Genomic DNA, 25,874 nt, shown 5'->3' with positions numbered 1-25,874 from the left:
GGATACATCGAGGTTGCCGGCCAGCGGCCGGCACTACCCCAGGTCAATCGAGCAGATGCGTGCTCAGGATCTGGCCATCCGCTCCCGGCAGATGCGGCAGCCGCCCCCAGCACGGCATCGGCAGGCGCTGCTGCAGCGTTGCGATGTTCTCATCCTGGCGCTGCATCGCCGGGTCGATGTGGTTGCCGATCCAGCCCAGGCACTCCACGCCGCTGGCCTGCAGCGACTGCGCAGTCAGACGCGCGTGGTTGACACAGCCCAGCCGCATGCCCACCACCAGCAACACCGGCAACCGCAATGCGCGCACCAGGTCGAGCTGGTCGAGCGTGGCCGAGACCGGTGCCAGCCAACCGCCAACACCCTCCACCACCACGACATCGGCCTGCGCGCGCAGCCGCTCAAACGCTGCCACGATCGGCGCCAGCTCCACCTGCACGCCGTCCTCGGCAGCGGCCAGCTCCGGTGCCAGCGGCTGGCGCAACGCATACGGGTTCAGATCGGCATAGTCCGGTACCGGCCAGCTGGCCGCCTGCAGCGCCAATGCGTCTTCGTTGCGCAGGCCCTGGCCCAGGTCTTCGCTGCCGCTGGCCACCGGCTTCATGCCCACCGCGCGCAGGCCGCGCCGGCGCAGTGCGTGCAGCAGCGCGGTGCTGGCCGCGGTCTTGCCGATCTCGGTATCGGTGCCGGTGACGAACAGGGCGGGCGGCAGCGTGGCGGGCAACGGCATCGACGGGCTCCAACAGGGCAACAGTGTGTGCATTATCGCCGGCCCGGCGCGCTTGCTAGACTGCTGTCATGTTCGCCAATGCCTCGCTCACCGGCAGCAAGCCGGAACAATACGCCCAGCTGCTGGAACAGGCCCGTGGCCTGGTCTACGCCGAGTCCGACCGCATCGCCAACGCGGCCAACCTCTCGGCCCTGGTCTACCACGCCCTGCCCGACCTGAACTGGGTGGGCTTCTACCTGTACGACGGCAAGGAACTGGTGGTCGGCCCGTTCCAGGGCCTGCCGGCCTGCGTGCGCATCCCGCTGGACAAGGGCGTGTGCGGTGCCGCCGCCAGCCAGCGCGTGACCCAGCGCGTAGAGGACGTCGACGCCTTCCCCGGCCACATCGCCTGCGATTCGGCCTCGCGCTCGGAACTGGTGGTGCCGCTGCTGCGCGGCGATGAACTGATCGGCGTGTTCGACATCGACAGCCCGAAGGTCGGCCGCTTCGATGCCGACGACCAGGCTGGCCTGGAAGCCATCGCCCGCGTGTTCGTCGAGGCGCTGGGATGAGCGCACCGAAGCTGCGCAACATCGGCCCGAAAAGTGCGGCGTGGCTGCGCCAGGTCGGCCTGCGCAGCCGCGACGACCTGGTCGCGATCGGAGCCGTCGGCGCCTTCGTCAAGGTCAAGCGCGCCGGCTTCAAGCCCAGCCTGAACCTGCTGTACTCGCTGGAAGGCGCGTTGCTGGACTGCCATTGGCAGGAGCTGAGCGAGCCACAGCGTGAAGCACTGGTGCAGGATTACGAAGCACGCATCGCTGCGCATCCGCTGAAGGCAGCCGGCCCGGCGTCGGGCCCAGTGCATGAGCAGCGCTTCGATGCCGACGATGACGCTGAGGACAGCGTGGCCGAGGGCGCGGACGAGGATTGAGGCCTCCGCGTTCCTGGGGATGCCGGCCAGCGGCCGGCACTACCAGTGTGATGCGGGATCGGTAGCGCCGGGCCATGCCCGGCGAGTGCGCTCAGGACTGCTGCAGCTCCAGCAGCTCACCCACCAGCCCGATCTCGCCGCGCTCCAGCCACACCCGCAGGCGCGTGCCGTGGTCGATACGCAGCGCCCAGCACAGCGACATGGGCAGGCCGCAGACCTGCGACAGCACCATGCGCAACGGGCCGCCATGGCTGACCACCAGCGTCGGCACCGGATCGTCATCATCGAGCAGGCGATCCAGCGCGCGCGCGATGCGCCGCTCGAAGTGGCCCCAGCTCTCGCCATTGGGCGGCGGGAACGCGTGCGGGTCGGCATGGAAGGCCGCCAGTGCATCCTCCGGCAAGTCGAACAGCGACCGCCCGTCCCAATCGCCGAAGTCCAGCTCTTCCCATTCCTCGTCCGCTTCCACGTCCAGCCCACGCGGCGTGGCCAAGGCCATCGCCGTATGCAGCGCGCGCAACCGCGGTGAACTGATCACCCGCTCCCAGCGTTGCCCGGCATAGGCCTCGACCAGCTCCTGCGGCAGCCCGGCCAGCTGCGGTGGGTCGCTGCGGCCATCAAGGAACTCGTCACGGCCATTGCCGGCATGGCGGACCAGGTCGAGGATCATGCGGGCGTCCCGGACGGGCGACGCAGGTACAGCGGAAAACGGGCGGACATCGGCAACGGCACCACGGGATCGAGCAACCATTCTAAAGGCACAGCAAAGGCAGTCGCGCAGGCGCGACGCAACGGGACGGCCTGCGATGCCGTAGACTGCGCCCACTTCCAGGTGACCTGCGGCCATGGCCGGCAGGTTGAAACGGGAAGCCGGTGACGCGTGATTCCACGCCAGGCCGGCGCTGCCCCCGCAACGGTAAGCACGTCAGTTCCAGGCAACACCGCCACTGTGCCGCAGGCATGGGAAGGCGCCTGGACGGTGGCCTCGCGCCACCCGGCGGCAAGCCCGGAGACCGGCCCGGAAGCCTCAGGTCGCGATGCGGTGGGCATGGCGCTGGATGACCGTGGCGTGCGCTGCGGCATCGGCGCACGCCTGCCTTCGCGGCTCCTCCCCTTCGCCACGCGGGCGTGCGTGGCACTTGGAGTCCCCCATGAAGCTGCAGTCCCGAATGCTGTCCCTGGCCGTGCTGGCCGCCCTGCCCGCGCTGGCCCAGGCCGCCAATGACACCACCGCGCTCGACCAGATCCTGGTCACTGCCACCCGCACCCCGATCGCCCTGCAGGACAGCATCGCGCCGGCGCAGGTGATCGACCGCGCCCAGATCGAATCCAGCCAGGCCACTTCGCTGCAGGAACTGCTGCGCGGTCGCGCCGGCATCAACCTGGCCAATGCCGGCGGCCTCGGCAAGCAGAGCTCGCTGTTCCTGCGCGGTACCAATTCCGGCCACACCGTAGTGCTGGTGGACGGCGTGCGCATCAACAGCGCCGACCTCGGCCTGGCCATGTACCAGGACCTGCCGCTGGCGCAGATCGAGCGCGTGGAAATCGTGCGCGGCCCGCAGTCGAGCTTGTACGGCGCCGACGCCATCGGTGGCGTGATCCAGATCTTCACCCGCCGCAACCAGGGCGATTTCGCCCCGCACTTCCAGCTTGGCGGTGGCAGCAACGGCCTGCGTGAAGCCAGCGGTGGCATTGGCGGCGGTACCGAACGCGGCTGGTTCGGTGCCGACATCGCCTACCAGCATTCCGACGGCATCGATGCCTGCCGCGGCTCGGCCACGCTGTTCACCGGCTGCTTCGCCGACGAGCCCGACCGCGACGGTTACCGCAACCTGTCCAAGAGCCTGCGCGGTGGCTACACCTTCAACGACCAGTGGAACGTGGAAGGCAGCGCCCTGCGCGCCGACGGCAAGAACCATTACGACGGTTACTACAACTATTCGGAAACCCGCCAGCAGGTGCTGGCCGGCAAGGTGCGCTACACCCCGTCCGAGCGCCTGGCATTCACCGCAAACGTCGGGCGCAGTGACAACGAGTCGGACAACTTCGGCGACTTCGGTGCACGTGGCAGCGCACAGACCCACCGCGACAGCGCCTCCCTGCAGGGCGATTTCGGCGTGGCCGAGGGCCAGCTGCTGAGCGCAGGCGTGGACTGGAGCGAAGACAACCTGGATGGCAGCAGCGCGGGTTACCTGGTCGACAGCCGCCGCAACACCGGCGTATTCGTGCAGTACCAGGGCCGCTTCGGCCGCCACCAGCTGCAGGCCAGCGCACGCAACGACGACAACCAGCAGTTCGGCAACCACGCCACCGGCAGCGTTGGCTGGGCGATGGAGCTGGGCCACGGCCTGCGCCTCAACGCCAGCTATGGCACGGCGTTCAAGGCACCGACCTTCAGCGATCTGTACGACCCGTGGAGCGGCGTGCCGACGTTGAAGCCGGAGAAGTCCAAGAGCGCCAACCTCGGCGTTTCGCAGCAGGGCCAGGGCTGGCACTGGGGCCTGGACGTGTATGAAACCCGCATCGATGACCTGATCACCTACGATGCGGCAACCTTCAAGATGCAGCAGGTGGAGAAGGCCCGCATCCGCGGTGCCGAGCTGACCGGTGGCGTGCTGCTGGCCGGCTTCGACATCAACGCGCAGCTGAGCTACACCGACCCGCGCAACCGCACCGGCGGCAGCACCCAGTTCGACAACTGGCTGCCACGCCGCGCGCAGCAGACCGCGCGCCTGGACATCGACCGTCGCTTCGGCGATTTCCGCGCAGGCCTGACTGTGCAGGGTGCCGGCAAGCGCTACGACGATGCCTCGAATGCGGTGAAGGTGGGCGGCTACGGTACGCTGGATGTTCGCGCCGAATACGCACTGACGCCATCGTGGTCGCTGCTGGCACGTGCCGCCAACGTCTTCGACCGTCGCTACGAAACGGTGGCATGGTTCAACCAGCCCGGCCGCGAGTACCAGTTGAGCGTGCGTTACCAGCCGAAGTGAGCGCAACGTTCATGGTAGTGCCGGCCACTGGCCGGCAACATCATGACCTTCGGTAACGCATCCCGGGTTGCCGGCCAGCGGCCGGCACTACCCATTGCGTTGGCCGGGTTATCGGCCGGCGGCCAACCCCGGCAGTTCACGCAGGTCGTCGATCACCGCCACCGCATGCGCGGTGGCCAGGTCCAGGCCGCGCGGATAGCCGTAGCGCACCAGCGCGATCGGCATGCCGGCCTCTTCGGCGGCGCGGTAGTCGGTCAACGAATCACCCACCATCAGGCAGGACTCCACCGGCAGCCCGAAGTGCGCGGCGATGTGCCGCAGTGGCTCGCCACTGGGCTTGCGCTGCGGCAGCGAATCCCCCCCCAGTACCAGCGCGAATGCATCACCGATACCCAGGTGCTGCAGCAGCGGCGGCACCAGTGCTTCGGGCTTGTTGGTGCAGATCGCCAGCGGCACGTTGCGCGCACGCAGTTGCGCCAGCGCTTCGCCCACGCCGTCGAACAGTCGCGGGCTGCGCAGCAGGCACTCACGGTAGTGCACCATGAACACCGGCATCACCTCCGCCAGGTCCACCTCGCTGCCGGCGGCCTGCACCGCCTGTTCGACCAGACGACGCACACCGTCGCCGATCCAGCCCAGAACCGTGGCTTCCGGCACGCGCGCCAGGCCGATGTCTTCCAGCGTGCGGTTCAGTGCTTCGGCAATATCGGCAGCGCTGTCGACCAGCGTGCCATCGAGGTCGAACACGACCAGCGGATAGGGATACGACAAGGGAACGGCACCTGTGCGACGTGGGGCCGTCCATTGTACGCCGCTGGTTTTTGCACCGATCCGCCTCAGCCGATCCGGCGCGCGCGGGTAGCCAGGAAGGTGGGCAGATAGCGGTCGATCAGGAAGCGCGGCTGCGGCTGCCAGTCTTCCATGAAGCGATCGATCACGAAGCCGGCATCCAGCTGCCCACCGATCAGTTCTGTCAGGCTGTGGCCGAAGGTCAGCGCATCGCCCCGCGCCAGCTTCGCCTCGCGCTCGGCCGGTGGCAGGTCTTCCAGATCCGAATAGGGAATGGCGTACTGCGGCCGGATCAGGCCCTGTGCATCAAGCTGCGGATCGCGCGCGCCGACGAACAGCACCGGGTTGTAGAAGCTGGCCATCAGCATGCCATCGCGCGCCAGCACGCGGCGGCATTCGGTCCACACCGGGCGCACGTCGGGCACATACAGGTTGGAGATCGGGTGGAACACCACATCGAAGCTGTCGTTGGCGAATACGTGCAGGTCGCGCATGTCGCCCTGCACCGTGCGCAGCCGCAGGCCGTCGCGCGCCGCCACGCTGCGGTCCTGTTCCAGCTGCCCATCGGACAGATCGAACACAGTGACGTCGGCCCCGGCCGCCGCCAGCACCGGTGCCTGCTGGCCACCGCCCGAGGCCAGGCACAGGACCCGGCGGCCGCGCACATCACCCAGCCAGTCCAGCGGCAGGGCACGGGGCGTCAGGTGCACCTGCCAACGTCCTTCGCGCGCGGCGGCAATGGTTGAACTTTCCACCGGGCGCGACCATTCGCGCACTTCGCTGGCCTGGCGGTCCCAGGCAGCACGGTTGTGGTCGATCAAGGCCTGTCCGTGGTTCATGTGTTCTCCTTGCCCGGTGGGCGCCAATCCAGATCCTGGAAGGCCGGGCTGGCGAAACACTCGGCCAGGAAGTCCAGGAATCGCCGCATGATAGCGGGCTGCTGGCGCCGTGATGCGTACACGGCATGAATGCCGAGTTCGTCCAGACTGAACTCGGGCAACAACTCGATCAGCTCGCCACTGCGCAGCAGTGGCGCCACCTGGTAGGTCGGCAGCATCGCGATGCCGGCGCCCGCACGTACCGCCTCCAGCAACAGCGACGCTTCATTGGCGCTGATGTTGCCGCCCACCGCCACCGACAGCGAACGCCCATCGCGGTGCAGCTGCCACAGGCTCTTGCCCACGTAGTGATGGGTCAGGCAGTTGTGCCCGGCCAGGTGTTCCGGGGCGGTAGGCGTACCGCGCGCCTGCAGGTACGACGGCGTCGCGCACAGCACCGAGCGGCAGGTGGCCAGCCGTCGTGCGATCAGGCTGGGATCGATCTGGCGGGCGATGCGCACCGCAAGGTCCACCCGCTCTTCCACCAGGTTCACCATGCGGTCGACCAGCAGCAGCTCGATGCGTGCCGCCGGATGGCGTGCGACGAAACCGGCCACCGCACGCGCCAGGTGGCTCTGCCCGAACGAGACGCTGGCGGTCACCCGCAGCGTGCCATGCGGTTCGGGATCGTCGCTGGCCAGCTCACCCTGCAGTTCCTCGCCGATGGCCAGCATCTGCCGGAAGCGCGCCAGCGCCGCCTCGCCGGGGCCGGTCAGGCTGACCCGGCGCGTGGTCCGGTGCAGCAGGCGCGCGCCCAGCCAAGCCTCGACCTCGGCCAGGTAGCGGCTGACCATCGCCCGCGACATGTCCAGCACCTCGGCGGCGGCGGTGAGGCTACCGCGCTCGGCCACCTCGACGAATACGGTCATGGCGGTCAGTCGGTCCATATGCTCGATCCATGCAACAAACAAGCGCGTTATACGCTGTTTTTCGAGCGACTGCAGCGGCCTAGAGTGGCCCCATTCCCACCCCACACCGCCCCACGGAGTCCTGCCATGAAGATCGCCCTCGTTGGTTCCACCGGCAACATCGGCCGCCAGATCGCCCGCCACGCGCTGGCCAACGGCCACGAACTCACCGTCATCGTGCGCAGCGCGCAGGATCTTCCGGCCGAACTGGACGGCGCCCATCCGGTGGTCGCCCCGCTGGATGACCAGGACGCGCTGATCGCCGCCATCGCCGGCCACGACGTGCTGGCCAGCGCCTACGGCCCGCGCCCGGGCGATGACATCGGCCGCGTCGGCGACGTGGCTGCACAGCTGGCCGCCGCCGTGCGCAAGGCCGGTGTACCGCGCCTGGTGGTGGTCGGTGGCGCCGGCAGCCTGGAAGTCGCGCCCGGCGTGCAGCTGGTCGATACCCCCACCTTCCCGGAGGCCTACAAGCCGTACGCACTGGCCCATCGTGAAGCCTTCAATCGACTGCAGGCGGTGGACGACCTGGACTGGACCTTCTTCTCGCCGGCGGCCGAAATCGGCCCGGGTGAAGAGCGCGGCCAGTACCGCGTGCAGCCCAAGGCCTTCCTGGCCGACGCCAGCGGCCACAGCCGCATCAGCTATGCCGACTACGGCGCCGCGTTCGTCGCCGAGCTGGAAGCGCACCAGTACCCGAAGCAGATCATCACCGCGGCGTACTGATCGACGCGCGTGCCCTGTAGAGCCGAAGGCAACGGCAGGAGCCGTTGCCAACGTCACTTGCGACGGCCCGCAGGGGCCCGGGCAAGGACGCCCGGCATAGCCCACGTTCGGCTCCCCATTCGACACAAGGAATTTCCCATGCGCACCGCTGCCCTGCTGCTTCCCCTCGCCCTGGCCGCCAGCTTCACCACTGCGCCGCTGCTGGCCGCACCGGCCACCGCGGCGCCCGCGGCAGCGACAAAATCCCAGCTGCACCTGCAGACCTTCCACCCCGGCCCGCAGGCAATGTTCTCGGTGTCCTCGGTGCTGATCGGAGGCCGCCACGACGCGATCCTGATCAATGCGCAGTTTGGTGCCAGCGATGCGCGCAAGCTGGTCGAGCTGATCCGCGCCAGCGGCAAGCAGCTGACAACGATCTACATCAGCCACGGTGATCCGGACTACTACTTCGGCCTGGCTACCCTGCAGGACGCGTTCCCGCAGGCACGCATCGTCGCCACTGCGCAGACCGTTGCCCACATCCAGCAGACCCAGGCCGGCAAGCTGGCCTACTGGGGGCCGAAGATGGGTGCCGACGTGCCGTCGCGCATCGTGGTGCCGCAGGTGCTGGATGGCGATGCCCTGCAGCTGGAAGGCCAGCGCCTGCCGCTGATCGGCCTGGATGGCCCGACCCCGGACCGCACGGTGCTGTGGGTGCCGTCGCTGCGCGCGATCGTCGGCGGCATTCCGGTAGTGGCCGGTGAACACGTGTGGATGGCCGACACGCAGACGCCGAAGTCACACGCCGACTGGCTGCAGACCCTGCAGCGGTTGCAGGCGTTGAAGCCGAAGGTGGTGGTGCCGGGGCATTACGCGCCGGGTGCCGCACTGGATGTCAGTGCGCTGGTGTTCACGGCGGACTACATCCGCGCGTTCGATGCCGAGACGGCAAAGGCCAGGGACAGTGCGGCGCTGGTGAAGGCGATGCAGGCGCGCTATCCGAAGCTGGCGGGCGTGGCGTCGCTGGAGCTGAGTGCGAAGGTGGCCAAGGGCGAGATGCAGTGGCCATGAGGTAGGGGAGGCTTTTGCAGGGCTGCGCCCTGCACCTGCTCAATGCAACGGCAACAGCCGAAGCAACAGCAACAGCTGGCTATCCGTGGGATGGCGAGGTGTGTCCGGTTGCGGGGGACGCCGTGAATCCGTCCATGGAGGCTCGGTCGCGCCATCCATGGCGCTCACGCCCCCGCAACCGGACCCACCCCGCCTTCGACAGTTCTCTGCGATCTGCCTGGGTGGCATGTCTGCGCAACCTGTCGGGATGGAATGACCTGCTCTTGGTGGGTGTCGACCTTGGTCGGCACGTAGATCCACGCCGTGCGTGGATGAACGATCAGGAGCGATCGGTCTGGGTGTGCTCGAACAATTCGCCCTGCACCACCGGTTCCTTCTCACGAAAGCCACCAAGGCCGACGCCGACCAGGCGGTAACGGGTCTCCGCCGGCAGGTCGACGCGGGCGCGCAGGGCCAGCGCGATGTCGCGCAGCTCTTCCATCGATTCCGGCGGGCGCTCCGGGGTGAAGCTGCGGGTGAGGATGCGGAACTGCGCGGTCTTCAGTTTCAGCACCACGGTGTGGCCGATGCGCTCGGTCTTGCGCGTGGCGTTCCAGGTCTTCCCTGCCAGCTGCACGATCGCCTCGGTCAGGTCTTCCAGCAGCAGGTCTTCGGCGAAGGTGTCCTCCGAGGAGATCGACTGCACCTGCTGGTCCGGTTCCACCGGCCGCTCGTCGATGCCACGTGCGCGGTTGTACAGGCTGCGGCCGAAGCTGCCGAATGCCTCTTCCAGATCGATCAAGGCCCACTGCCGCAGGTCGCCGCAGGTGACGATGCCGCGCGCGGCCAGCTTGCCTTCCATGACCTTGCCGACGCCGGGCACGCGGTTCACCGGCAGCGGCGCCAGGAACGCATCCACGCGCTGCGGCGGAATCACGAACTGGCCGTCGGGCTTGCGCCAGTCCGAGGCGATCTTGGCCAGGAACTTGTTCGGCGCGATCCCGGCTGAAGCAGTCAGGTTCGTTTCCTCGCGGATCTGCGCGCGGATGGTGCGGGCGATGTCGGTGGCCAGTTCGATGCCACTCTTCGGCTCGGTCACGTCCAGGTAGGCCTCGTCCAGCGACAGCGGCTCGACCAGGTCGGTATGGCGCAGGAAGATCGCGCGTACCTGCTGTGACACCGCCTTGTAACGCGCGAAGTCCGGTGGCACGAAGATCGCGTCCGGGCACAGGCGCTCGGCACGCACGGCGGGCATCGCCGAACGCACGCCGAACACGCGCGCCTCGTAGGACGCCGCGCATACGACCGAGCGGGCACCACGCCATGCCACGACCACTGGCTTGCCACGCAGTGACGGATCGTCGCGCTGCTCCACCGACGCGTAGAACGCGTCCATGTCAACGTGGATGATCTTGCGCAGTCGGGTCATGTCAGCTGGGAAAGGCGGGGCCGGGCCGGGTGGGCCACACGCCGAAGTATGGTCGTTGCACATCAACAGGATGCGCGTATTCCCTTGAAAACACTACGGTTGCGTACGGTTGAAATGTTTGATCGGCGCAGTTTCCACGGGCATTCTCGGGCGCTTGTTTCCCTGTTCTTCGCTTCCAGGATTGTGCTTCATGACCCGTCTCCACGCGTTCAACCGCGAACAGCTGCTGGCCAGCGCACGCGGTGAACTGTTCGGCACCGCTGCCGGCCGTCTGCCCAACGACCCGATGCTGATGTTCGACCGCATCACCGACATCCGCGAGGACGGCGGACCGCATGGCAAAGGCATGGTACGCGCCGAACTGGATATCCGCCCGGACCTGTGGTTCTTCGGCTGCCATTTCATTGGCGACCCGGTGATGCCCGGCTGCCTGGGCCTGGACGCCATGTGGCAGCTGACCGGCTTCTTCCTGACCTGGCTGGGCGCCCCCGGCAAGGGCCGCGCGCTGGGCTGTGGCGAAGTGAAGTTCACCGGCCAGGTGCTGCCGGAAGCCAAGCTCGTGCGTTACGAGATCGACATCAGCCGCGTCATCAACCGCAAGCTGGTGATGGCCCAGTCGGACGCCCGCATGTACGTGGATGACCGCGAAATCTACAGCGCGCGCGACCTGCGCGTCGGCCTGTTCACCGAAACCGGGAGCTTCTGATGCGTCGCGTCGTCATCACCGGCATGGGCATCACGTCCTGCCTCGGCAATGATCTGGATACCGTTTCGGCCGCGCTGCGCCAAGGGCGCTCGGGCATCACCGCCCTGGCCGACCACGCCGAAGCGGGCCTGCGCAGCCAGGTCGGCGGTCGTGTCGACCTCGATCTGGAGGCGCTGATCGACCGCAAGCAGAAGCGCTTCATGAGCGATGCAGCGGCCTTCGCCTATCTGGCCATGCGCGATGCCATCGCCGATGCCGGGCTCAGCGCCGAGCAGGTCAGCAGCCTGCGCACCGGCCTGATCGCCGGTTCCGGTGGCGGCTCCAGCGAATGGCAGATCGGCGCGGTCGACCTGCTGCGCGAACGTGGTGTGCGCAAGGTCGGCCCGTACATGGTGCCGCGCACGATGTGCTCGACGGTCTCGGCCTGCCTGGCGACGGCCTACCAGATCAAGGGCGTCAGCTATTCGCTGTCGGCCGCCTGCGCGACCTCGGCGCACTGTATCGGCGCGGCCGCGGACATGATCCGCCATGGCGCGCAGGACATCATGTTCGCCGGTGGCGGTGAAGACCTGCACTGGTCGATGAGCGTGATGTTCGATGCGATGGGCGCGCTGTCGACCAGCTTCAACGAAACCCCGGCCAGCGCCTCGCGTCCGTACGACAAGGACCGCGACGGCTTCGTCATCGCCGGTGGTGGCGGCATGCTGGTGCTGGAGGATTACGACCACGCCGTCGCACGCGGTGCGCACATCCATGCCGAGCTGATCGGCTATGGCGTGACCTCCGACGGTGCCGACATGGTCGCGCCCTCCGGTGAAGGTGCGGTGCGCTGCATGAAAATGGCGCTGCAGGGTGTCGATCGCCCGCTGGACTACCTGAACACCCACGGCACCTCGACCCCGCTGGGCGATGTCACCGAGCTCAACGCGATCCGCGAAGTGTTCGGCGATGCGGTGCCGCCGCTGTCTTCGACCAAGGCGTTGTCCGGGCACTCGCTCGGTGCAGCCAGCGTGCACGAGGCAATCTACTGCCTGCTGATGATGCGCGATGGCTTCGTTGCCGGTTCGGCCAACATCGGCGAGCTGGACCCGAAGGTGGAGAGCTTCCCGATCCTGCGCGAGAGCCGCGAGGAGAAACTGGATACGGTGATGTCCAACAGCTTCGGCTTCGGTGGCACCAACGCTGCGCTGGTGTTCGGGCGGGTGTGATTGAACAGGTGTGCCGACCAACGGTCGGCACCCACCAGAAGATGTAGAGCCGAGCCATGCTCGGCTCAGTGCCAACCAAGGTCGGCACCCACCGCTACTTCGGCAGCAACGGCAGCAGCAGCGCGTGCGCGTCCACCAGGGATCCAACGATGCGGTGTCCCAGGGCACGCAACTCTTCATCCGGATGGACCAGGTCAGGCACCTGGATCACGGTCATGCCGGCCGCCAGCGCCGCACGCGTACCGGCCGGTGAGTCTTCCAGCGCCAGACAGCGTTCCGGCGCCTGGCCCAGCCGCTGCGCGGCCAGCAGGTAGATATCCGGCGCCGGCTTCGGCCGCGCGACGTCACCACTGGTGATCACCGCATCGAAGTATGGCAGCAGGCCGGCCGCAGCCAGCTTGCGGTTGGCGCGCGGCTGCCGCGTGGTGGTTGCCACCGCACGCGGTACCGCATGCGCCTTCAGCAGTTGCAGCAGCTCCAGGATGCCCGGCCGCAACGGCAGGCCGGTCTGCGTGCGTGCTTCATACAGGTCGTGGCAGCGCGCGGCCATCGCCTCGATCACGCTGTCCTCGATGCCCTGCGCACGCAGCAGCGCGTGCGTGTCACGGTCACCGAGGCCGACCATGCGCAGGAACACGGCCTCGTCCAGGCCCAGTCCGAATTCGTCGGCGGCCTCGCTCCAGCAGGCCAGCGAGACCCGCTCGCTGTCGATCATCAGGCCGTCCATGTCGAAGATGACGGCGTCGGGGAGGAACGGCAGCGCAGCGATGGTGGTCATGGAGCGAACAGCGTATCCAGGTCGGTGGAGGTGAGCTGCCGCCATTGCCCTTCGTCCAGCCCCTGCAGGTCCAGCCCGCCGACGCGGCTGCGGTGCAGGGCCTGCACGTGGTTGCCGGTGGCGGCGAACATGCGGCGTACCTGATGGTAGCGGCCTTCGTGCAGCACCAGGCGCGCGTGGCGCGCATCCAGCACTTCCAGTTCAGCCGGCAGCAGGGGCGTCTTCTCGGACTCCAGCATCAGCGTACCGCTGGCGAACAACGCGACCTCGTCGCCGCGCAGGTCGTCGCTCAACTCGACCTCATAGACTTTCGGCAGCTTCGACTTCGGCGAGATGATCCGGTGCAGCAGGCCGCCATCGTCGGTCAGCAGCAGCAGGCCACTGGTCTCGCGGTCGAGGCGGCCCACCGTGGACAGCACCGGATCGCGATCGCGGAAGCGCGGCGGCAGCAGATCGTAGATCAGGCGGCCGGTGTCCTTGGTCGAGCAGGTGTAGCCGGCCGGCTTGTGCAGCGCGATCGACAGGCCCACCGGCGGGTCCAGCGGCTCGCCGTCGACACGGATCGCCTCGTGCGGCACCTGGTCGTCGGCATACAGCACCTCGCCATCGGCGTCGGTGACGCGGCCTTCGCGGAACATCCACTGCACCTGCTTGCGGCTGCCATAGCCCAGGTTGGCGATGAGCTTGACCAGCTTCACTTGCCCTTCCCCTTCACCGCTTCCACCAGCTTGAAGCCATCACGCTCGGCGATCACGCGCACCGCGCCAAAGCTCTCGTTGAGCGTGTACTCGTACGGCAGGTGGCGGTTGGCCACCACGTACAGGCGTCCGCCCGGGCGCAGCGCCTGCGCGGCCACGGCGATGAAGCGCTGGCCGATGTCCGGGCGATCGGCGCGCGACGGCGTGTGGAACGGCGGGTTGCTGATGATGACGTCGTAGCCCGGTTCGATGCCGGCGGTGACGTCCTGCCACAGGAAGCGCAGCGGCAGCGGGCGCGGCGGCGGCGCCAGATTGAGTTCGGCCAGTGCCAGCGCGCGCTGCTCGGCTTCGTACAGGTCCAGCGCGGTGATCTTCGGGCAGCGTTCCAGCAGCTCGCGCGACAGGTAGCCGTAGCCCGCGCCGAGGTCGGCGGCACGCCCGGCCAGGTCGGCCGGCAGGTGTTCGGCCAACAGCGCCGACGCCGGGTCGATGCGATCCCAGGCGAACACGCCTGGGCGGCTGAGGAAACGGCCCCCGACAATCGGGCGCACTGCATCCAGCGCCGACCAGCGCTTGGCCAGGTCGGCGTCGTGCTGGCCCTGCATCGGCGCGGTCCAGTACACGCGGCAGTGATTCTTGGTCAGGCTGCCGCCGAGGCCGGTCAGCTGCTTGAGGTCACCCTCGCCCGAGCGTGCGCCTTCGTTGTTGGACTGGCAGGCAACGATGCGGCCGCCGTCGGCGACCAGCGCCAGCGCGCGGGCGAACAGCGCGCGGGCTTCTTCACGCTGGCGCGGCGGCAGCACCAGCACCAGCGGGTAGCGGCCCTTGCCGGCCACATCATCCAGCTGGCCGCTGACGGTCCAGCCGGCGGCCTGCTGCAGCGGCTGCGCGAACGGGGCGAAGCTCTGCTCGCAATGCACCTCGCGGTTGCCGGCCACTTCGCGCAGCGGCCAGCCGTCGCGGGCCCGCAGGAAAGCCACGGAGCCTTCCGGCCAGCGCAGGGCGCCTTGGGAGTACGGCAGGAACAGGGTCTGCAGGGGGGCGTCGTCGCTGGAGGCCATCGGCGCGGGTACTTCAAGCGTGAGGGCCGTCCATTGTACCGGCTTGACCGGGCCGGCCCCGGCAGCCGCTTTGCGAAACCCGAACGGGGCCTTGATCTGCCAGCAACATCGTAACGTTCAGGGTAGAGGCTCCCCCGGAAACCCAGGAGAACCTGCATGCGAGCCTTGTTCGTCGGTGGCGTGGTCGACAACAGTGAAATGGACCTGGAAGGCAGCCATCCGCCCGTGCATTACCCCGAGGACACCGGCGGCGGCCACTCGCGCTACCGGCTGCACCAGGTCGGTCATGGTGCCGACGGCAGCGTGGCCTATGCGGTGTATGGCGCGCCGGACCTGGCCGATGACGAGGTGGCGAGGGTTGCGGAGGAGCGGGCGTATGCACGCCGGTTCGAGGCGACGCCGACCCTGTTCGAGCACTGAGCGCAGCAGCCACGCATGGCGTGGCTCTACTGCAACCTCTGGTAGATCCACGCCAAGCGGGGATGGACCCGGCAGGTTGCCGTCAAACCCTCGGCGGCAACCTGCGGATGCTGGCGATCTCGTCCAACCACACATGGTGCTGCTGCACCGGCGTGTCGTAGTCATCCAGGCGCAGCTGGCCGTTGCTGCCTTCATCACCAGCGACGTTGCGGTATTGCTGCACGGTTGGCCTCACGGCCACCGTGCCGAGCAGGCGGCGGCCATCGTGCAGAATCAGTTCCACCTGCGTTTCGCCATCCAGCTGCGGCAGCAGGGCTTCCAGGCGCGCGATCTGCGCCGGATCGGTGTGGATACGTGGAGCTATACGGGACATCGGCGACCTCCTGATTGCAGGGTCGCCGATCGGCCGTGAATGTTCAGTGCAGCGCGTCCGCGCGCGGCACCTGCACCTTGCGTACGGCAGCCACCAGCTGCGCCACCGAGTACGGCTTGGCGACATGCTCCTGGAAGCCCGACGCCAGCGCGCGGCGGCGGTCATCGGCACGCGCCAGTGCAGTCACCGCCACCGCAGGCAAGGTTGCCGCGTCCACGCCCATGTCCTCGCGCAGCGTGCGCACCAGCCCATAGCCATCCATGCCCGGCATGCCGATGTCGGTCAGCATCACGTGGTACTGCAGATGGCCGTTGTCGGCCAGCAGTGCCAGTGCCTCGCCGGCCGAGCTGGCCGCCGACACGCTGGCGCCCTGCTCTTCCAGCATGCGCCGCAGATACTCCAGCACCTCCGGCTGGTCTTCCACCGCCAGCACATGCATGCCCCGCAGCGGATACGGTTCGACGATCACCGGCTCCAGGATCGGCCCGCTGATGACTTCGCGCAGCGGCCGGCGCTCGGCATCCGGCAGGTGCTGGGGCAGGCGCACGGTAAACGTGGCGCCGTGGCCATGGCCTTCGCTGGCGGCGGCGACGGTGCCGCCGTGCAGTTCGACCAGCTGCTGCACGATCGCCAGGCCCAGGCCGAGGCCGCCATGGCGGCGCGTGGTGGTGCCATCGGCCTGGCGGAAGCGGCTGAACAGGTGGTTGAGGAACTCCGGTGCGATGCCATCGCCGGTGTCGCGCACCGTAATCACCCAGTGGATGCCGTCGGCCTGCAGCTGAACGTCGATGCGGCCCTCGGCCGGGGTGAACTTGATCGCATTCGAGAGCAGGTTCCAGAACACCTGCTGCAGGCGCGTGGCATCGCCCAATACCAGGCTGGGCTGCTCGGGCAGCTGCAGGTGCACGTCCAGCGCCTTGCCTTCGGCCACCAGTTCCTGCGCGCCGATGGCTTCGCCAAGCAGCGTGCGCAGGTCCAGCACTTCCACCTCCAGCTGTACCTTGCCCAGCAGCATGCTGCTGAGGTCGAGCATGTCCGAGATCAGCCGCTTCTGCGCACCGGCGCTGTTGGCGATCACGTTCAGGCCCTTGTACAGCGGGCTGGTGTTGTCCACGCGCTGCAGCAGCAGCTCGCTCCAACCGAGGATGGTGGTCAGCGGCGTGCGCAGCTCGTGCGACAGCGTGGCCAGGAACTCGTCCTTCAGCCGCGCCATGTTCTCGGCGGCGCTGCGCGCGGCGCGTTCGGACTGCAGCAGTTCCTCGCGTGCCAGTTCGATCTCGCGGCGCTCGGTCACGTCCGGACTGCTGCCAGCCAGGCCGATGAAGCGGCCCATGCGCGAGAAGCGCGGGCGCGCGTTCATCTCCAGCCAGCGCCACTGGCCGTCGGCGCGCCGCGCACGTACCAGCGCATGCATCGAACGCTGCGCCTTCAGTGCTTCCTGCAGCTCGTACTCGAATACGGACGCATCGTCTGGATGTACCAGGCCGCGCCAGACATCTTCCGGAACGCGCGTTTCGTCGCCACCGAAAAACTCGCTGAAGGCGCTGTTGACGAAGCGGGCGTGGCCGCGCTCGTCGAGCACCCATACCGGCATCGGCAGGCCATCGGCCAGTGCGCTGAAGCGGGCTTCGCTTTCGCCCAGCTCCACTTCCATCTGCTTGCGCGCGGTGATGTCGAAGAACAGGATGCCGACCTTGTCTTCGCCCGGACGACCAACGCGCACCGCATCAACCGCGAACGAGCGGCCCAGGGCGCGCGCTTCCATCTCGAACTGGGCGGGGCGACCACTGCGGGCCACTTCACCGTAGATGCGGAACCAGTCTTCCTCGTGGTTCGGTTCCAACGCACTCATGCGCTGACCGCGTGCGTCCTTCAGGCCGGTATGGCGCTCGAAGGCGTCGTTGACCTCGATGAAACGATAGTCCACCGCGCGGTCGCCTTCGAACAGCACCTGGATCACGCAGAAACCGGCGTTGATGCGCTCAAGCACGCCATGATGCAGGTCGGATTCGGGCGCCGGCACCATCATCGGTGGGCGCTCCACTAGGGGCGGCAGTGTGGACAAGGGCGTCTGGACGGGCCGGATTGGAGACACAGCATGTTCCAGAGAGCGTATTCACAGCGTCAAGCGCCGTCAGTCAGGGTTGACGACGATGAATTGGCGGTAACCCCCCTTGCATACGACGCAGCCGGCCATTGCAGTGACCCGGCCACAGGATCACACTCGATCCGTGATCAACATCGTCCCCAGCGCGGGGACGCAGGAGACCGTCATGAAACGCGCACTCGTGATTGCCCTGCTGGCAGGCGCCCTGGTGGCGGGCGGCGCCAACGCTGCAGCCCGCAACGTAACCGGTACGGACGCGCCGCGTGCGTTGCAGGCCAATGGCCCGGTCAGCGTGAAATGGGAGGATCCGGCCACGTTCACCGAGATCCGCCAGAGCACCAACCGCTTCGAGGCCGAACGCGGTGACTGGGTACAGCAGCTGGCCCGCTACCTGCAGACCACCGCTGCCAAGCCGCTGCAGCCTGGGCAGACCCTCGATGTCACCCTGGTGGACATCAAGCGTGCCGGTGACTACGAGCCGTGGCACGGCCCGCGTGCGCGCGACATCCGCGTGATGCGTGATATCTACCCGCCCCGCATCACCCTGCAGTACACGTTGAAGGACGCCGACGGCCGTATTGTGAGCGAAGGCGACGCCCGCCTGAGCGACTCCGGCTACCTGCAGGGCAGTGGGTTGCTGACCAACAGCGATCCGCTGCGCTACGAGAAGCGCCTGATTGATGACTGGGTGAAGCGCCAGCTCGCCAGCCAAGCCACCGCTGCGCGCTAGGCCCCTCGGCAGGTGTCGACCCTGGTCGACACGCATTCACCGCGCCGACCAAGGTCGGCCGCGACCAGAGCTGCGCATGGCGACCGCTGCGCGCCAGGCCCCCCGGTAGGTGTCGACCTTGGTCGACACGCATTACAGGGCGCCGACCAAGGTCGGCCGCTACCGAAGCCGAGCGTGGGCTCGGCGCTACACGTACACCTTCGCCACGCGCTTGACCGCGCACGGCAGCTGGTACGCGCTCACGCCGCATCGCGGCGCCAGTTCCGCCAACGTCGGCGCACTGCCCCACAGTTCCACCACGCTGCCCACCGCGGCCTGCGGATGCGCGGTCAGGTCCACCGTCAGCATGTCCATCGACACGCGCCCGATCAGTGCGCCGGGCTGGCCATCGATCAATACCGGCGTGCCATTCGGGGCGAACTGCGGATAACCGTCGGCATAGCCGAGTGCAACCACACCCACGCGGGTGCGCGCCTTGGCCACGAAGCGCGCGCCATAACCCACCGGCTCACCCGCTTCGATCCAGCGTTCGGCAATCACCTTCGACTGCATCGTCATCACCGGGCGCAGGCGCTCGGTCAGCGTGGTGTCGTCCGGCAGCGGGTTCGCGCCATACAGCATCAGGCCCGGGCGCACCCAGTCACTGCGCACGTCCGGCCAGCCCAGCAGCGCCGGCGAGTTGCAGACGCTGGTCTCGCCGTGCAGGCCGTCGATGGCGCGCGCGAAGGTCGCCGCCTGTTCGTGGGTGCGTTCGCTGTCCAGCTCGTCGGCGCGCGCCAGGTGGGTCATCAGCACGATGCGCTCGACCTGCGGCAGCGCTGACAGGCGCGCGTGCGCCGCGCGGAAGCTGTCCACGTCCAGGCCGAGGCGATGCATGCCGCTGTCCAGCTTCAGCCACACCGTCAACGGGCGCGGGCTGTCGAAGGCGGCGACGGCCTCCAGCTGCCACGGCGAACCCACGGCGAACCAGAAATCATGCTCGGCCACCAGCGCCATGTCGCTGGGTTCGAAGATGCCTTCCAGCAGCAGGATCGGCGCACGGATGCCGGCCTGGCGCAGTTCCAGCGCCTCTTCGATGGTGGCCACGCCGAAGCCATCGGCCTCGCCTTCAAGCGCCTGCGCACAGCGCACCGCGCCATGCCCATAGGCATCAGCCTTGATGATCGCCAGGGCCTTGCCACCGCCCAGTTCACGGGCGAGCCGGTAATTGCTGCGCAGGGCGCCCAGATCGATCAGCGCGCGGGCAGGACGCATGTGCGGTTCTCTTGTTGCGGCGCGTGACCGTACTGGCCGTAGCGGAAAATATCCAGGCCTTCGGTGCTGATCTGCGGCTGGCGCGCGCTCATCAGGTCAGCCAGGTAGCGGCCCGAGCCGCAGGCCATGGTCCAGCCCAGGGTGCCGTGGCCGGTGTTGAGGTACAGGTTGCGGAACGGCGTGGCGCCGATCACCGGCGTACCGTCCGGCGTGGCCGGGCGCAGGCCGGTCCAGAACTGCGCGCGCGACAGGTCGCCGCCCTTCGGATAGAGGTCGCTGACCACCAGCTCCAGGGTCTCGCGGCGTCGCTGCGACAGCGACAGGTCGAAGCCGGCCACTTCGGCCATGCCACCGACGCGGATGCGGTCGTCGAAGCGGGTGACCGCCACCTTGTAGCTCTCGTCGAGGATGGTCGAGGTCGGCGCCATCGCCGGGTCGGTGATCGGCAGGGTCAGCGAATAGCCCTTCAGCGGGTACACCGGCAGGCGCATGCCCAGCGGTGCGACCAGCGCCGGCGAATAGCTGCCGAGCGCGACCACGAAGCGGTCGGCGGTTTCCAGCTTGCCGTCGATGCGCACGCCGGTGATGCGGTCGCCATCGACCTCCAGGCCGGTGATGTCCTGGTCGAAGCGGAACTCGACACCAGCATCCACGCACATCTGCGCCAGGCGACGGGTGAACAGCTGGCAGTCGCCGGTCTGGTCACGCGGCAGGCGCAGCGCGCCGACCAGGCCATCGACATGGGCCAGGGCCGGTTCGGCCTGGATGATGCCGGCGCGGTCCAGCACCTCGTACGGCACGCCGTACTGGGCCAGGATCTCGATGTCCTGCGCCGAGGCATCCAGCTGCTGCTGGGTGCGGAACAGCTGGGTGGTGCCCAGGTCGCGGCCTTCGAATTCGATGCCGATCTGCGCGCGCAGCTCGTTCAGGCAGTCGCGGCTGTACTCGGACATGCGCACCATGCGCGCCTTGTTGATCGCGTAACGCTCGTGGGTGCAGTTGCGCAGCATCTGCCACAGCCAGCGGTACTGGGCCAGGTCCATGCCCGGTTTGATCGCCAGCGGCGCGTGCTTCTCGAACAGCCAGCCGATGGCCTTCTTCGGCACGCCCGGGGCCGCCCACGGCGAGGTGTAGCCGAATGACAGCTGGCCGGCATTGGCGAAGCTGGTTTCCAGCGCCGGGCCGGGTTGGCGGTCGATGACCGTGACTTCAAACCCGGCCTGTCGCAGGTACCAGGCACTGGTGGTACCAATCACGCCGCTGCCGAGAACTAGGACTCGCATGGGACTTCTCCAACCCGATCATTCCCTGCACTGGAGCGCACAGGGACCATAATTGGGGAAGTATAGACAGCCATTCCCAGTTGATTTGCCTGTTTTGAAATCAACCGGCAGGATGTTCTCCTGCAATTCATTCCCCAAGGTTGACGACCATGGCCACCCGTACCCGCGAACTGGACAAGATCGACCGCAAGATCCTGCGCATCCTGCAGGCCGAGGGCCGTATTTCCTTCACCGAACTGGGCGAGCGGGTCGGCCTGTCGACCACGCCGTGCACGGAGCGCGTGCGCCGGTTGGAGCGCGAAGCGGTGATCACCGGCTACCACGCCCACCTCGACCCGGCCGCAGTGAAGGCCAGCCTGCTGGTGTTCGTGGAAATCAGCCTGGCCTACAAGTCCGGCGACATTTTCGAGGAGTTCCGGCGCGCGGCGCTGAAGCTGCCCAACGTGCTGGAGTGCCATCTGGTGTCGGGCGACTTCGATTACCTGCTGAAAGCGCGGATCAGCGAAATGGCCTCCTATCGCAAGCTGCTCGGCAGCACGTTGCTGACACTGCCGCACGTGCGCGAGTCGAAAAGCTACATCGTGATGGAAGAAGTGAAGGAAACGCTGAGCTTGCCGATTCCGGATTGAGGCGGTTGCGATCGGGGTCAGAGCCCGCGTTGCGGGCTCTGACCCCGGTCATGGCAACAGTCAACGCTGCTGTGGATGTTTCTGCGAGCGCTGTTCCTGCTGCTTGCCGCCCTTATGCGGCTGCTGCGGGTCCATCTGCTGTTGCTGTTGCTGCTGCGGGTTGCGGCCCTGCGGTTCCTTGCCGGGATGACGGTTCTGCTGGTTTTTCATGATCGCGATCCAGTGGACAAAGGACATGCGGCGGCGAAATGCCGGCGCACGGTCACGTTGGTCCCGGAACGGTTAATCGCAGGCGAAAAAGCAGTGATTGGCAGACCGTTGTTTTCGTGCGTTCAGCCCGCACAGCCTGCAGCCGCTGCCCACCTGGATTGGCGTTGGAGGTCAGCGCTTGATCTGCTGGCCATCGCCGGCCGGCACGCTGTCGTAATAGCGGCCGGTGCGCGAGTCGAACACGCGGTTCGGGCCGGCCGGGCGCACCCCGGGAACGATGCGGCCATTGCGGTCATAGACCTTGTCGGCAGACTTCGGGACCGGCGCCGGCGCGACCTGGGCCGGACCGGTGGACTTGATCGGCTGCGTCGGCTGTGGCGAGGGCAGTACCTGCGGCTGCGGGCGCGCGGCCTGTGGTGGCGGCACCACCGGCTGCGGTGCCACGGTGGTGGCACTGCGGGTGGCGGTCGGGCTCGACGACGTCGGTACCTGGGCCTGCGCGACCAGCGGCAGCAGGGCCATCAACAACAGGGGAAGTATCGGTTTCATGGCACGCTCCGACGTGGATCGTCTTCACCATGCGCCAACGCCTGTGTGCCGCCCATGAACGGCCATCGCACTTGCAAGCGGGCGCCAGCACCCCCACGTTTTCCGGCATCCCCAGGCCATCGACCCCACGGAGCGCCGCCATGACCGCCTTCGACCTGACGCCCCCCACTGCCACCCAGACCGAGGCGCTGGTTGCCGGCCTCAGCAGCGAGGAGCGCCGCGTGCTGCTGCAGCACGGCACCGAAGCGCCGTTCTGCGGGGTATTCCTCGACAACAAACGCGAGGGTGTCTACTGCTGCCGCCTGTGCGCGCTGCCACTGTTCCGCTCCAGCACCAAGTTCGATTCCGGCACCGGCTGGCCCAGCTTCTTCGCACCATTCGACCCGGCGCACGTACGCGAGATCCGCGATACCAGCCATGGCATGGTGCGCACCGAGATCACCTGCGCGCGCTGCGGCAGCCATCTGGGCCACGTATTCCCGGATGGTCCGCCGCCCACCTACGAGCGCCACTGCCTGAACTCCGTCTCACTTTCGTTCACCGGCAATGGCGAGCCCTGGCCCGACCCGTTGCAGCGTGGCGGCGCAGAAAGCGGTGTGGCGGGCTGAAACACCCCCCCTTGACCGATTTCACAGAATTCCCTCTTCAGAAAACCGGGCGACGGGCCGACAAGGAGATATCCCCTCTCCTTGCGTCGCCCCATGCTCATCATCGTTGGATTCCTGGTCGTCATCATCAGCGTGATCGGGGGCTATCTCGGTGCCCACGGCCGCCTGGGTGCCCTCTGGCAGCCCTACGAGCTGGTCATCATCGGCGGCGCGGCGCTCGGCGCCTTCCTGGTCGGTACCCCGGCCAAGACCGTCAAGCAGACCCTGCAGGCCATGGTGGGCGTGTTCAAGGGCCCGCGCTACAAGCAGCAGGACTACATCGATGTGCTCAGCCTGCTCTATGAACTGCTCAACAAGGCCCGCCGCGAAGGCTTCATGGCGCTGGAAGACCATGTGGAGCGGCCGGCCGAGAGCGCGCTGTTCGGCAACTACCCCAAGGTGCAGGCCGACCACCACCTGATCGACTTCATCACCGACTGCCTGCGCCTGATGATCGGCAGCAACATCGAGCCGCACGAGCTGGAACCGCTGCTGGAACTGGAACTGGAAAAGCATCACGCCGAAGCCATGGCGCCGTCGCAGGTGTTGACCAAGGTCGCCGACGGATTGCCCGGTTTCGGCATCGTGGCGGCGGTGCTGGGCATCGTCATCACCATGGGCTCGATCGGCGGGGACATCGTCGAAGTGGGCGGCCATGTGGCCGGTGCGCTGGTCGGTACCTTCCTCGGCATCCTGCTGGGCTACGGCTTCGTCGGCCCGATGGCGGCGGCGATGGAAGCGCGCGCCGAACAGGACAGCCGCATCTACGAATCGGTCAAGACCGCCCTGCTGGCCTGCCTGCGCGGCTACAACCCGAAGATCGCGCTGGAGTTTGCCCGCAAGACGCTGCCGTCGAACGTGCGCCCGGCCTTCTCCGATTTCGAGCAGCACCTGAAGACGGTCAAGTAAGCCATGGCCGAGAACAAGCCCACCGTCATCGTCCGCCGGGTCAAGAAGGCCGGCCACGCCGCCCACCACGGCGGCTCGTGGAAGGTGGCCTACGCCGACTTCGTGACCGCGATGATGGCGTTCTTCCTGGTGCTGTGGCTGATGGCCACCACCAACAAGAACGACCGTGCGGCCATTTCCGAGTACTTCCGCAACCCCAGCCCGCTGAGTGGGCAGAACGCCACGCCTGCACCCGGCATGGCCGGACCGGGCGGCGCCAGTACTTCGATGATCAAGCTGGGCGGTGCCACCGACATCTCGCGCGGCAACAGCAACGATCCCTTCCAGAACCAGAAGGAGGCCGTGCCGCAGCCGGTGGACCAGCAGCAGCGCGACAAGCAGCAGCTGGAAGCGCTGATGAAGGAGCTGCAGGAGGCGATCAGCAGGAGCCAGGCGCTGGAGCCGTTCAAGGACCAGCTGCTGCTGGACCTGACCCCGGAAGGCCTGCGCATCCAGATCGTGGACAAGCAGAACCGGCCCATGTTCGACCTTGGCAGCGCCACGCTGAAGCCGTACACGCAGCAGATCCTGCACGAACTGGCCGAGTACCTGAACCATGTGCCGAACCGGATCAGCCTGACCGGCCACACCGACATCACCGCCTATTCGGCCGCACGCGGCTATGGCAACTGGGAACTGAGCGCCGATCGTGCCAACGCCGCACGGCGCGCACTGGTGGACGGCGGCCTGGAGGACAGCAAGATCACCCGCGTGGTCGGCCTGTCCTCGTCGGTGCTGTTCGATAAGACCGACCCGCAGAACCCGATCAACCGCCGCATCAGCATCGTGGTGATGACCAAGGCCGCCGAGGAGGCCGCCCTGGCCGGTGCCGGCCCGCAGGTGGGGCTGTCGGCGCCCACCGCCGACCCGGACGTGCAGGCCGCGCAGGGTGAGGCAAAGTAGACGGTGGGTGCGGACCCTGGTCCGCACATCCGGGAAAGCGTGCGGACCAAGGTCCGCACCCACCAGGGGCATCACCCGGCGCACCCGCTACAATGGCGGTCTTTCCGTTTCCAGGTGATCCCACCCCATGTCCCAGAACTCCAAGGCCAAGCGCGACAAGCGCAAGAAGCAGCAGGCCAAGCGCCCGTTCCTGCGCCTGAACGCACAGCAGCAGGTGCAGAACCATGCCGTGCTGACCAACGAAGACGGCCAGGTGGTCGCGGCCATCGGCCTGCAGGGCCGTGAGTGGCTGCTGGCCATCGGCGGCCAGACCATGGGCAACGCCGAGAACCCGGTGCCGATGCTGGCCATGCTCAAGCACCTGGCCAACGTGCAGGAGAAGGAAGGCCGCAAGGTCAACCTGGAATACTCCGAACTGCTGCAGAAGCTGCTGGACACCCTGGCGGCCGAATCCGAGCAGACCGCCGACGAGTACCTGGACAAGCTGGTCGCCGAGTTCGAAGGCGTCGACGCTGCTGAAGGCGAGGAAGGCGAAGCCGCCGAGGGCAACGTGGCCGAAGAAGCCGCTGCCGAGGCCGCTCCGGCCGCTGACAGCGACAGCAAGCCGCAGGCCTGAACCGGCCGCGGCGGTGACGGTCTACGTCGATGACGCGGTGCATCCCTGGCGCGGACAGCGCTGGGCGCACCTGATGGCCGACACCCTGGCCGAGCTGCACGCGATGGCGGCGCAGCTCGGCATTCCCCCGCGGGCCTTCCAGAACAAGGCCAGCGGTGCCCACTACGATGTCACTTCCGAGCTGCGCGCACAGGCGATCGCGCTCGGTGCGCGGGCGATCTCACGGCACACCGACCGTGAACTGGTCAAAACGGTGATTGCCAACGCCAGGGCGCAGTACCGGCCGTAGGCCACGTCGCGGGTTCGCCGGCCACCAACCGGCACCGACCGGGTAGAGTCGACTGTCAGTCGACTGCTCTCCCATC

General features: G+C 67.6%; 30 protein-coding genes and 1 riboswitch. Of the genes, 15 read left to right on the top strand and 15 right to left on the bottom strand.

Annotated features, from left to right (window positions below; all coding sequences use genetic code 11):
- Positions 1-43: 43 nt before the first annotated feature.
- Positions 44-727 (bottom strand): dethiobiotin synthase, encoded by a 684-nt coding sequence (gene bioD, locus AC5P9P_RS10265; RefSeq protein WP_033835405.1) that lies wholly within the window; start codon positions 725-727, stop codon positions 44-46.
- A 68-nt stretch (positions 728-795) separates the two neighbouring features.
- Between bioD and AC5P9P_RS10260 the strand changes: the two genes are divergently transcribed.
- Together AC5P9P_RS10260 and AC5P9P_RS10255 are read left to right on the top strand one after the other, a co-directional pair.
- Positions 796-1,278, top strand: coding sequence for a GAF domain-containing protein (locus tag AC5P9P_RS10260; RefSeq protein ID WP_005407940.1), 483 nt, complete (start codon positions 796-798; stop codon positions 1,276-1,278).
- Positions 1,275-1,637, top strand: a complete 363-nt coding sequence (locus AC5P9P_RS10255) for a TfoX/Sxy family protein (RefSeq protein WP_005407939.1) — start codon at positions 1,275-1,277, stop codon at positions 1,635-1,637. Before AC5P9P_RS10260 ends, AC5P9P_RS10255 begins: the two co-directional genes overlap by 4 nt.
- A gap of 91 nt (positions 1,638-1,728) precedes the next feature.
- Here AC5P9P_RS10255 and AC5P9P_RS10250 read toward each other — a convergent pair whose 3' ends face one another.
- Complete coding sequence (locus AC5P9P_RS10250; protein WP_049432948.1) at positions 1,729-2,307, bottom strand: histidine phosphatase family protein; 579 nt, start codon at positions 2,305-2,307, stop codon at positions 1,729-1,731.
- Between the two features lie 143 nt (positions 2,308-2,450).
- A riboswitch (cobalamin riboswitch) is annotated at positions 2,451-2,673 on the top strand.
- 115 nt (positions 2,674-2,788) lie between these two features.
- Here AC5P9P_RS10250 and btuB point away from each other — a divergent pair.
- A complete protein-coding gene (gene btuB, locus AC5P9P_RS10245; protein ID WP_049432946.1) occupies positions 2,789-4,630 on the top strand; it encodes a TonB-dependent vitamin B12 receptor in 1,842 nt (613 codons plus the stop codon).
- A gap of 108 nt (positions 4,631-4,738) precedes the next feature.
- Here btuB and gph read toward each other — a convergent pair whose 3' ends face one another.
- From gph to AC5P9P_RS10230, 3 genes are all read right to left on the bottom strand, one after another.
- Positions 4,739-5,401, bottom strand: coding sequence for a phosphoglycolate phosphatase (gene gph / locus AC5P9P_RS10240; protein WP_049402686.1), 663 nt, complete (start codon positions 5,399-5,401; stop codon positions 4,739-4,741).
- Between the two features lie 65 nt (positions 5,402-5,466).
- Positions 5,467-6,258 carry a class I SAM-dependent methyltransferase gene (locus AC5P9P_RS10235; protein ID WP_049402685.1) on the bottom strand — a complete coding sequence of 264 codons (792 nt, stop codon included), beginning with the start codon at positions 6,256-6,258 and terminating at the stop codon, positions 5,467-5,469.
- Positions 6,255-7,184, bottom strand: coding sequence for a LysR family transcriptional regulator (locus AC5P9P_RS10230; RefSeq protein WP_005407934.1), 930 nt, complete (start codon positions 7,182-7,184; stop codon positions 6,255-6,257). Before AC5P9P_RS10230 ends, AC5P9P_RS10235 begins: the two co-directional genes overlap by 4 nt.
- A gap of 108 nt (positions 7,185-7,292) precedes the next feature.
- On the opposite strand from AC5P9P_RS10230, the gene AC5P9P_RS10225 reads away from it, so the two are divergent.
- Together AC5P9P_RS10225 and AC5P9P_RS10220 are read left to right on the top strand one after the other, a co-directional pair.
- Positions 7,293-7,931 (top strand): NAD(P)-dependent oxidoreductase, encoded by a 639-nt coding sequence (locus tag AC5P9P_RS10225; protein ID WP_495232740.1) that lies wholly within the window; start codon positions 7,293-7,295, stop codon positions 7,929-7,931.
- Between the two features lie 138 nt (positions 7,932-8,069).
- A complete protein-coding gene (locus AC5P9P_RS10220; protein ID WP_495232739.1) occupies positions 8,070-8,981 on the top strand; it encodes an MBL fold metallo-hydrolase in 912 nt (303 codons plus the stop codon).
- Between the two features lie 319 nt (positions 8,982-9,300).
- Here AC5P9P_RS10220 and dinB read toward each other — a convergent pair whose 3' ends face one another.
- The gene (gene dinB, locus AC5P9P_RS10215; RefSeq protein ID WP_111172507.1) at positions 9,301-10,389 is read right to left on the bottom strand and encodes a DNA polymerase IV; all 1,089 of its coding nucleotides are present in this window, start codon (positions 10,387-10,389) and stop codon (positions 9,301-9,303) included.
- A gap of 190 nt (positions 10,390-10,579) precedes the next feature.
- Here dinB and fabA point away from each other — a divergent pair, with 190 nt between their 5' ends.
- Together fabA and fabB are read left to right on the top strand one after the other, a co-directional pair.
- On the top strand, positions 10,580-11,095 hold the full coding sequence (gene fabA / locus AC5P9P_RS10210) for a 3-hydroxyacyl-[acyl-carrier-protein] dehydratase FabA (RefSeq protein WP_005407930.1): 516 nt from the start codon (positions 10,580-10,582) through the stop codon (positions 11,093-11,095).
- Positions 11,095-12,303, top strand: a complete 1,209-nt coding sequence (gene fabB / locus AC5P9P_RS10205; RefSeq protein ID WP_495232738.1) for a beta-ketoacyl-ACP synthase I — start codon at positions 11,095-11,097, stop codon at positions 12,301-12,303. The genes fabA and fabB overlap by 1 nt, the downstream gene beginning before the upstream one ends.
- Positions 12,304-12,397: 94 nt before the next feature.
- Here fabB and AC5P9P_RS10200 read toward each other — a convergent pair whose 3' ends face one another.
- Genes AC5P9P_RS10200 through AC5P9P_RS10190 form a run of 3 tightly spaced genes read right to left on the bottom strand, consistent with a single transcriptional unit; the run spans position 12,398 to position 14,840 of the window.
- The gene (locus tag AC5P9P_RS10200) at positions 12,398-13,081 is read right to left on the bottom strand and encodes an HAD family hydrolase (RefSeq protein WP_495232737.1); all 684 of its coding nucleotides are present in this window, start codon (positions 13,079-13,081) and stop codon (positions 12,398-12,400) included.
- The gene (locus AC5P9P_RS10195; protein WP_049402679.1) at positions 13,078-13,779 is read right to left on the bottom strand and encodes a pseudouridine synthase; all 702 of its coding nucleotides are present in this window, start codon (positions 13,777-13,779) and stop codon (positions 13,078-13,080) included. Before AC5P9P_RS10195 ends, AC5P9P_RS10200 begins: the two co-directional genes overlap by 4 nt.
- On the bottom strand, positions 13,776-14,840 hold the full coding sequence (locus AC5P9P_RS10190) for a class I SAM-dependent methyltransferase (protein WP_111109134.1): 1,065 nt from the start codon (positions 14,838-14,840) through the stop codon (positions 13,776-13,778). The genes AC5P9P_RS10195 and AC5P9P_RS10190 overlap by 4 nt, the downstream gene beginning before the upstream one ends.
- 156 nt (positions 14,841-14,996) lie before the next feature.
- Here AC5P9P_RS10190 and AC5P9P_RS10185 point away from each other — a divergent pair, with 156 nt between their 5' ends.
- A complete protein-coding gene (locus AC5P9P_RS10185) occupies positions 14,997-15,260 on the top strand; it encodes a hypothetical protein (RefSeq protein ID WP_005407925.1) in 264 nt (87 codons plus the stop codon).
- Positions 15,261-15,342: 82 nt separating this feature from the next.
- Here the strand turns inward: AC5P9P_RS10185 and AC5P9P_RS10180 are convergent, their stop codons facing one another.
- Together AC5P9P_RS10180 and AC5P9P_RS10175 are read right to left on the bottom strand one after the other, a co-directional pair.
- The gene (locus tag AC5P9P_RS10180; RefSeq protein WP_024957100.1) at positions 15,343-15,633 is read right to left on the bottom strand and encodes a DUF3247 family protein; all 291 of its coding nucleotides are present in this window, start codon (positions 15,631-15,633) and stop codon (positions 15,343-15,345) included.
- Between the two features lie 43 nt (positions 15,634-15,676).
- Complete coding sequence (locus AC5P9P_RS10175; protein ID WP_495232736.1) at positions 15,677-17,662, bottom strand: hybrid sensor histidine kinase/response regulator; 1,986 nt, start codon at positions 17,660-17,662, stop codon at positions 15,677-15,679.
- A 244-nt stretch (positions 17,663-17,906) separates the two neighbouring features.
- Here AC5P9P_RS10175 and AC5P9P_RS10170 point away from each other — a divergent pair, with 244 nt between their 5' ends.
- Entirely contained in the window at positions 17,907-18,470 is a 564-nt protein-coding gene (locus AC5P9P_RS10170) for a DUF3016 domain-containing protein (RefSeq protein ID WP_033833711.1), read from the top strand.
- A 186-nt stretch (positions 18,471-18,656) separates the two neighbouring features.
- Here the strand turns inward: AC5P9P_RS10170 and alr are convergent, their stop codons facing one another.
- Positions 18,657-19,724, bottom strand: a complete 1,068-nt coding sequence (alr, locus tag AC5P9P_RS10165; RefSeq protein WP_005412128.1) for an alanine racemase — start codon at positions 19,722-19,724, stop codon at positions 18,657-18,659.
- A complete protein-coding gene (locus AC5P9P_RS10160; RefSeq protein ID WP_495232735.1) occupies positions 19,703-21,007 on the bottom strand; it encodes a D-amino acid dehydrogenase in 1,305 nt (434 codons plus the stop codon). The genes alr and AC5P9P_RS10160 overlap by 22 nt, the downstream gene beginning before the upstream one ends.
- 149 nt (positions 21,008-21,156) lie before the next feature.
- Between AC5P9P_RS10160 and AC5P9P_RS10155 the strand changes: the two genes are divergently transcribed.
- Positions 21,157-21,636 (top strand): Lrp/AsnC ligand binding domain-containing protein, encoded by a 480-nt coding sequence (locus AC5P9P_RS10155; RefSeq protein WP_004140558.1) that lies wholly within the window; start codon positions 21,157-21,159, stop codon positions 21,634-21,636.
- A 60-nt stretch (positions 21,637-21,696) separates the two neighbouring features.
- Here the strand turns inward: AC5P9P_RS10155 and AC5P9P_RS10150 are convergent, their stop codons facing one another.
- Positions 21,697-21,873 (bottom strand): hypothetical protein, encoded by a 177-nt coding sequence (locus AC5P9P_RS10150; protein WP_033833709.1) that lies wholly within the window; start codon positions 21,871-21,873, stop codon positions 21,697-21,699.
- A gap of 144 nt (positions 21,874-22,017) precedes the next feature.
- Complete coding sequence (locus AC5P9P_RS10145; RefSeq protein ID WP_033833708.1) at positions 22,018-22,395, bottom strand: hypothetical protein; 378 nt, start codon at positions 22,393-22,395, stop codon at positions 22,018-22,020.
- 140 nt (positions 22,396-22,535) lie between these two features.
- Here AC5P9P_RS10145 and msrB point away from each other — a divergent pair, with 140 nt between their 5' ends.
- The 5 genes from msrB to AC5P9P_RS10120 all read left to right on the top strand — a co-directional run bounded on the left by msrB (position 22,536) and on the right by AC5P9P_RS10120 (position 25,798).
- Positions 22,536-23,003: a peptide-methionine (R)-S-oxide reductase MsrB gene (msrB, locus tag AC5P9P_RS10140; RefSeq protein WP_005412124.1), complete on the top strand. Its 468-nt coding sequence runs from the start codon at positions 22,536-22,538 to the stop codon at positions 23,001-23,003.
- 93 nt (positions 23,004-23,096) lie between these two features.
- Positions 23,097-23,951: a flagellar motor stator protein MotA gene (gene motA / locus AC5P9P_RS10135; protein ID WP_005407915.1), complete on the top strand. Its 855-nt coding sequence runs from the start codon at positions 23,097-23,099 to the stop codon at positions 23,949-23,951.
- Between the two features lie 3 nt (positions 23,952-23,954).
- Complete coding sequence (motB, locus tag AC5P9P_RS10130; protein WP_012479024.1) at positions 23,955-24,893, top strand: flagellar motor protein MotB; 939 nt, start codon at positions 23,955-23,957, stop codon at positions 24,891-24,893.
- Between the two features lie 127 nt (positions 24,894-25,020).
- On the top strand, positions 25,021-25,509 hold the full coding sequence (locus AC5P9P_RS10125) for a hypothetical protein (protein WP_012479023.1): 489 nt from the start codon (positions 25,021-25,023) through the stop codon (positions 25,507-25,509).
- Between the two features lie 13 nt (positions 25,510-25,522).
- The gene (locus AC5P9P_RS10120) at positions 25,523-25,798 is read left to right on the top strand and encodes a DUF4031 domain-containing protein (protein WP_005412122.1); all 276 of its coding nucleotides are present in this window, start codon (positions 25,523-25,525) and stop codon (positions 25,796-25,798) included.
- The last annotated feature ends 76 nt before the right edge of the window (positions 25,799-25,874 follow it).

The sequence above is a fragment of the Stenotrophomonas sp. YJH_SMC_14-1 genome, from assembly GCF_059372275.1.
Note: the sequence above shows the minus strand (reverse complement) of the source record. Positions and strands in the feature narration are given on the sequence as shown.

What these genes read in the sequence shown, in the direction of transcription:
- AC5P9P_RS10150 (WP_033833709.1), bottom strand. Translation starts at nt 21,873, where the DNA reads ATGTCCTTTGTCCACTGGATCGCGATCATGAAAAACCAGCAGAACCGT.
- fabA (WP_005407930.1), top strand. Translation starts at nt 10,580, where the DNA reads ATGACCCGTCTCCACGCGTTCAACCGCGAACAGCTGCTGGCCAGCGCA.
- msrB (WP_005412124.1), top strand. Translation starts at nt 22,536, where the DNA reads ATGACCGCCTTCGACCTGACGCCCCCCACTGCCACCCAGACCGAGGCG.
- AC5P9P_RS10235 (WP_049402685.1), bottom strand. Translation starts at nt 6,258, where the DNA reads ATGAACCACGGACAGGCCTTGATCGACCACAACCGTGCTGCCTGGGAC.
- alr (WP_005412128.1), bottom strand. Translation starts at nt 19,724, where the DNA reads ATGCGTCCTGCCCGCGCGCTGATCGATCTGGGCGCCCTGCGCAGCAAT.
- AC5P9P_RS10200 (WP_495232737.1), bottom strand. Translation starts at nt 13,081, where the DNA reads ATGACCACCATCGCTGCGCTGCCGTTCCTCCCCGACGCCGTCATCTTC.
- AC5P9P_RS10175 (WP_495232736.1), bottom strand. Translation starts at nt 17,662, where the DNA reads ATGATGGTGCCGGCGCCCGAATCCGACCTGCATCATGGCGTGCTTGAG.
- bioD (WP_033835405.1), bottom strand. Translation starts at nt 727, where the DNA reads ATGCCGTTGCCCGCCACGCTGCCGCCCGCCCTGTTCGTCACCGGCACC.
- AC5P9P_RS10170 (WP_033833711.1), top strand. Translation starts at nt 17,907, where the DNA reads ATGAAACGCGCACTCGTGATTGCCCTGCTGGCAGGCGCCCTGGTGGCG.
- AC5P9P_RS10185 (WP_005407925.1), top strand. Translation starts at nt 14,997, where the DNA reads ATGCGAGCCTTGTTCGTCGGTGGCGTGGTCGACAACAGTGAAATGGAC.
- AC5P9P_RS10125 (WP_012479023.1), top strand. Translation starts at nt 25,021, where the DNA reads ATGTCCCAGAACTCCAAGGCCAAGCGCGACAAGCGCAAGAAGCAGCAG.
- AC5P9P_RS10155 (WP_004140558.1), top strand. Translation starts at nt 21,157, where the DNA reads ATGGCCACCCGTACCCGCGAACTGGACAAGATCGACCGCAAGATCCTG.
- AC5P9P_RS10190 (WP_111109134.1), bottom strand. Translation starts at nt 14,840, where the DNA reads ATGGCCTCCAGCGACGACGCCCCCCTGCAGACCCTGTTCCTGCCGTAC.
- btuB (WP_049432946.1), top strand. Translation starts at nt 2,789, where the DNA reads ATGAAGCTGCAGTCCCGAATGCTGTCCCTGGCCGTGCTGGCCGCCCTG.
- AC5P9P_RS10260 (WP_005407940.1), top strand. Translation starts at nt 796, where the DNA reads ATGTTCGCCAATGCCTCGCTCACCGGCAGCAAGCCGGAACAATACGCC.
- fabB (WP_495232738.1), top strand. Translation starts at nt 11,095, where the DNA reads ATGCGTCGCGTCGTCATCACCGGCATGGGCATCACGTCCTGCCTCGGC.
- AC5P9P_RS10220 (WP_495232739.1), top strand. Translation starts at nt 8,070, where the DNA reads ATGCGCACCGCTGCCCTGCTGCTTCCCCTCGCCCTGGCCGCCAGCTTC.
- AC5P9P_RS10250 (WP_049432948.1), bottom strand. Translation starts at nt 2,307, where the DNA reads ATGATCCTCGACCTGGTCCGCCATGCCGGCAATGGCCGTGACGAGTTC.
- AC5P9P_RS10180 (WP_024957100.1), bottom strand. Translation starts at nt 15,633, where the DNA reads ATGTCCCGTATAGCTCCACGTATCCACACCGATCCGGCGCAGATCGCG.
- AC5P9P_RS10230 (WP_005407934.1), bottom strand. Translation starts at nt 7,184, where the DNA reads ATGGACCGACTGACCGCCATGACCGTATTCGTCGAGGTGGCCGAGCGC.
- motB (WP_012479024.1), top strand. Translation starts at nt 23,955, where the DNA reads ATGGCCGAGAACAAGCCCACCGTCATCGTCCGCCGGGTCAAGAAGGCC.
- AC5P9P_RS10160 (WP_495232735.1), bottom strand. Translation starts at nt 21,007, where the DNA reads ATGCGAGTCCTAGTTCTCGGCAGCGGCGTGATTGGTACCACCAGTGCC.
- AC5P9P_RS10225 (WP_495232740.1), top strand. Translation starts at nt 7,293, where the DNA reads ATGAAGATCGCCCTCGTTGGTTCCACCGGCAACATCGGCCGCCAGATC.
- AC5P9P_RS10255 (WP_005407939.1), top strand. Translation starts at nt 1,275, where the DNA reads ATGAGCGCACCGAAGCTGCGCAACATCGGCCCGAAAAGTGCGGCGTGG.
- dinB (WP_111172507.1), bottom strand. Translation starts at nt 10,389, where the DNA reads ATGACCCGACTGCGCAAGATCATCCACGTTGACATGGACGCGTTCTAC.
- AC5P9P_RS10145 (WP_033833708.1), bottom strand. Translation starts at nt 22,395, where the DNA reads ATGAAACCGATACTTCCCCTGTTGTTGATGGCCCTGCTGCCGCTGGTC.
- motA (WP_005407915.1), top strand. Translation starts at nt 23,097, where the DNA reads ATGCTCATCATCGTTGGATTCCTGGTCGTCATCATCAGCGTGATCGGG.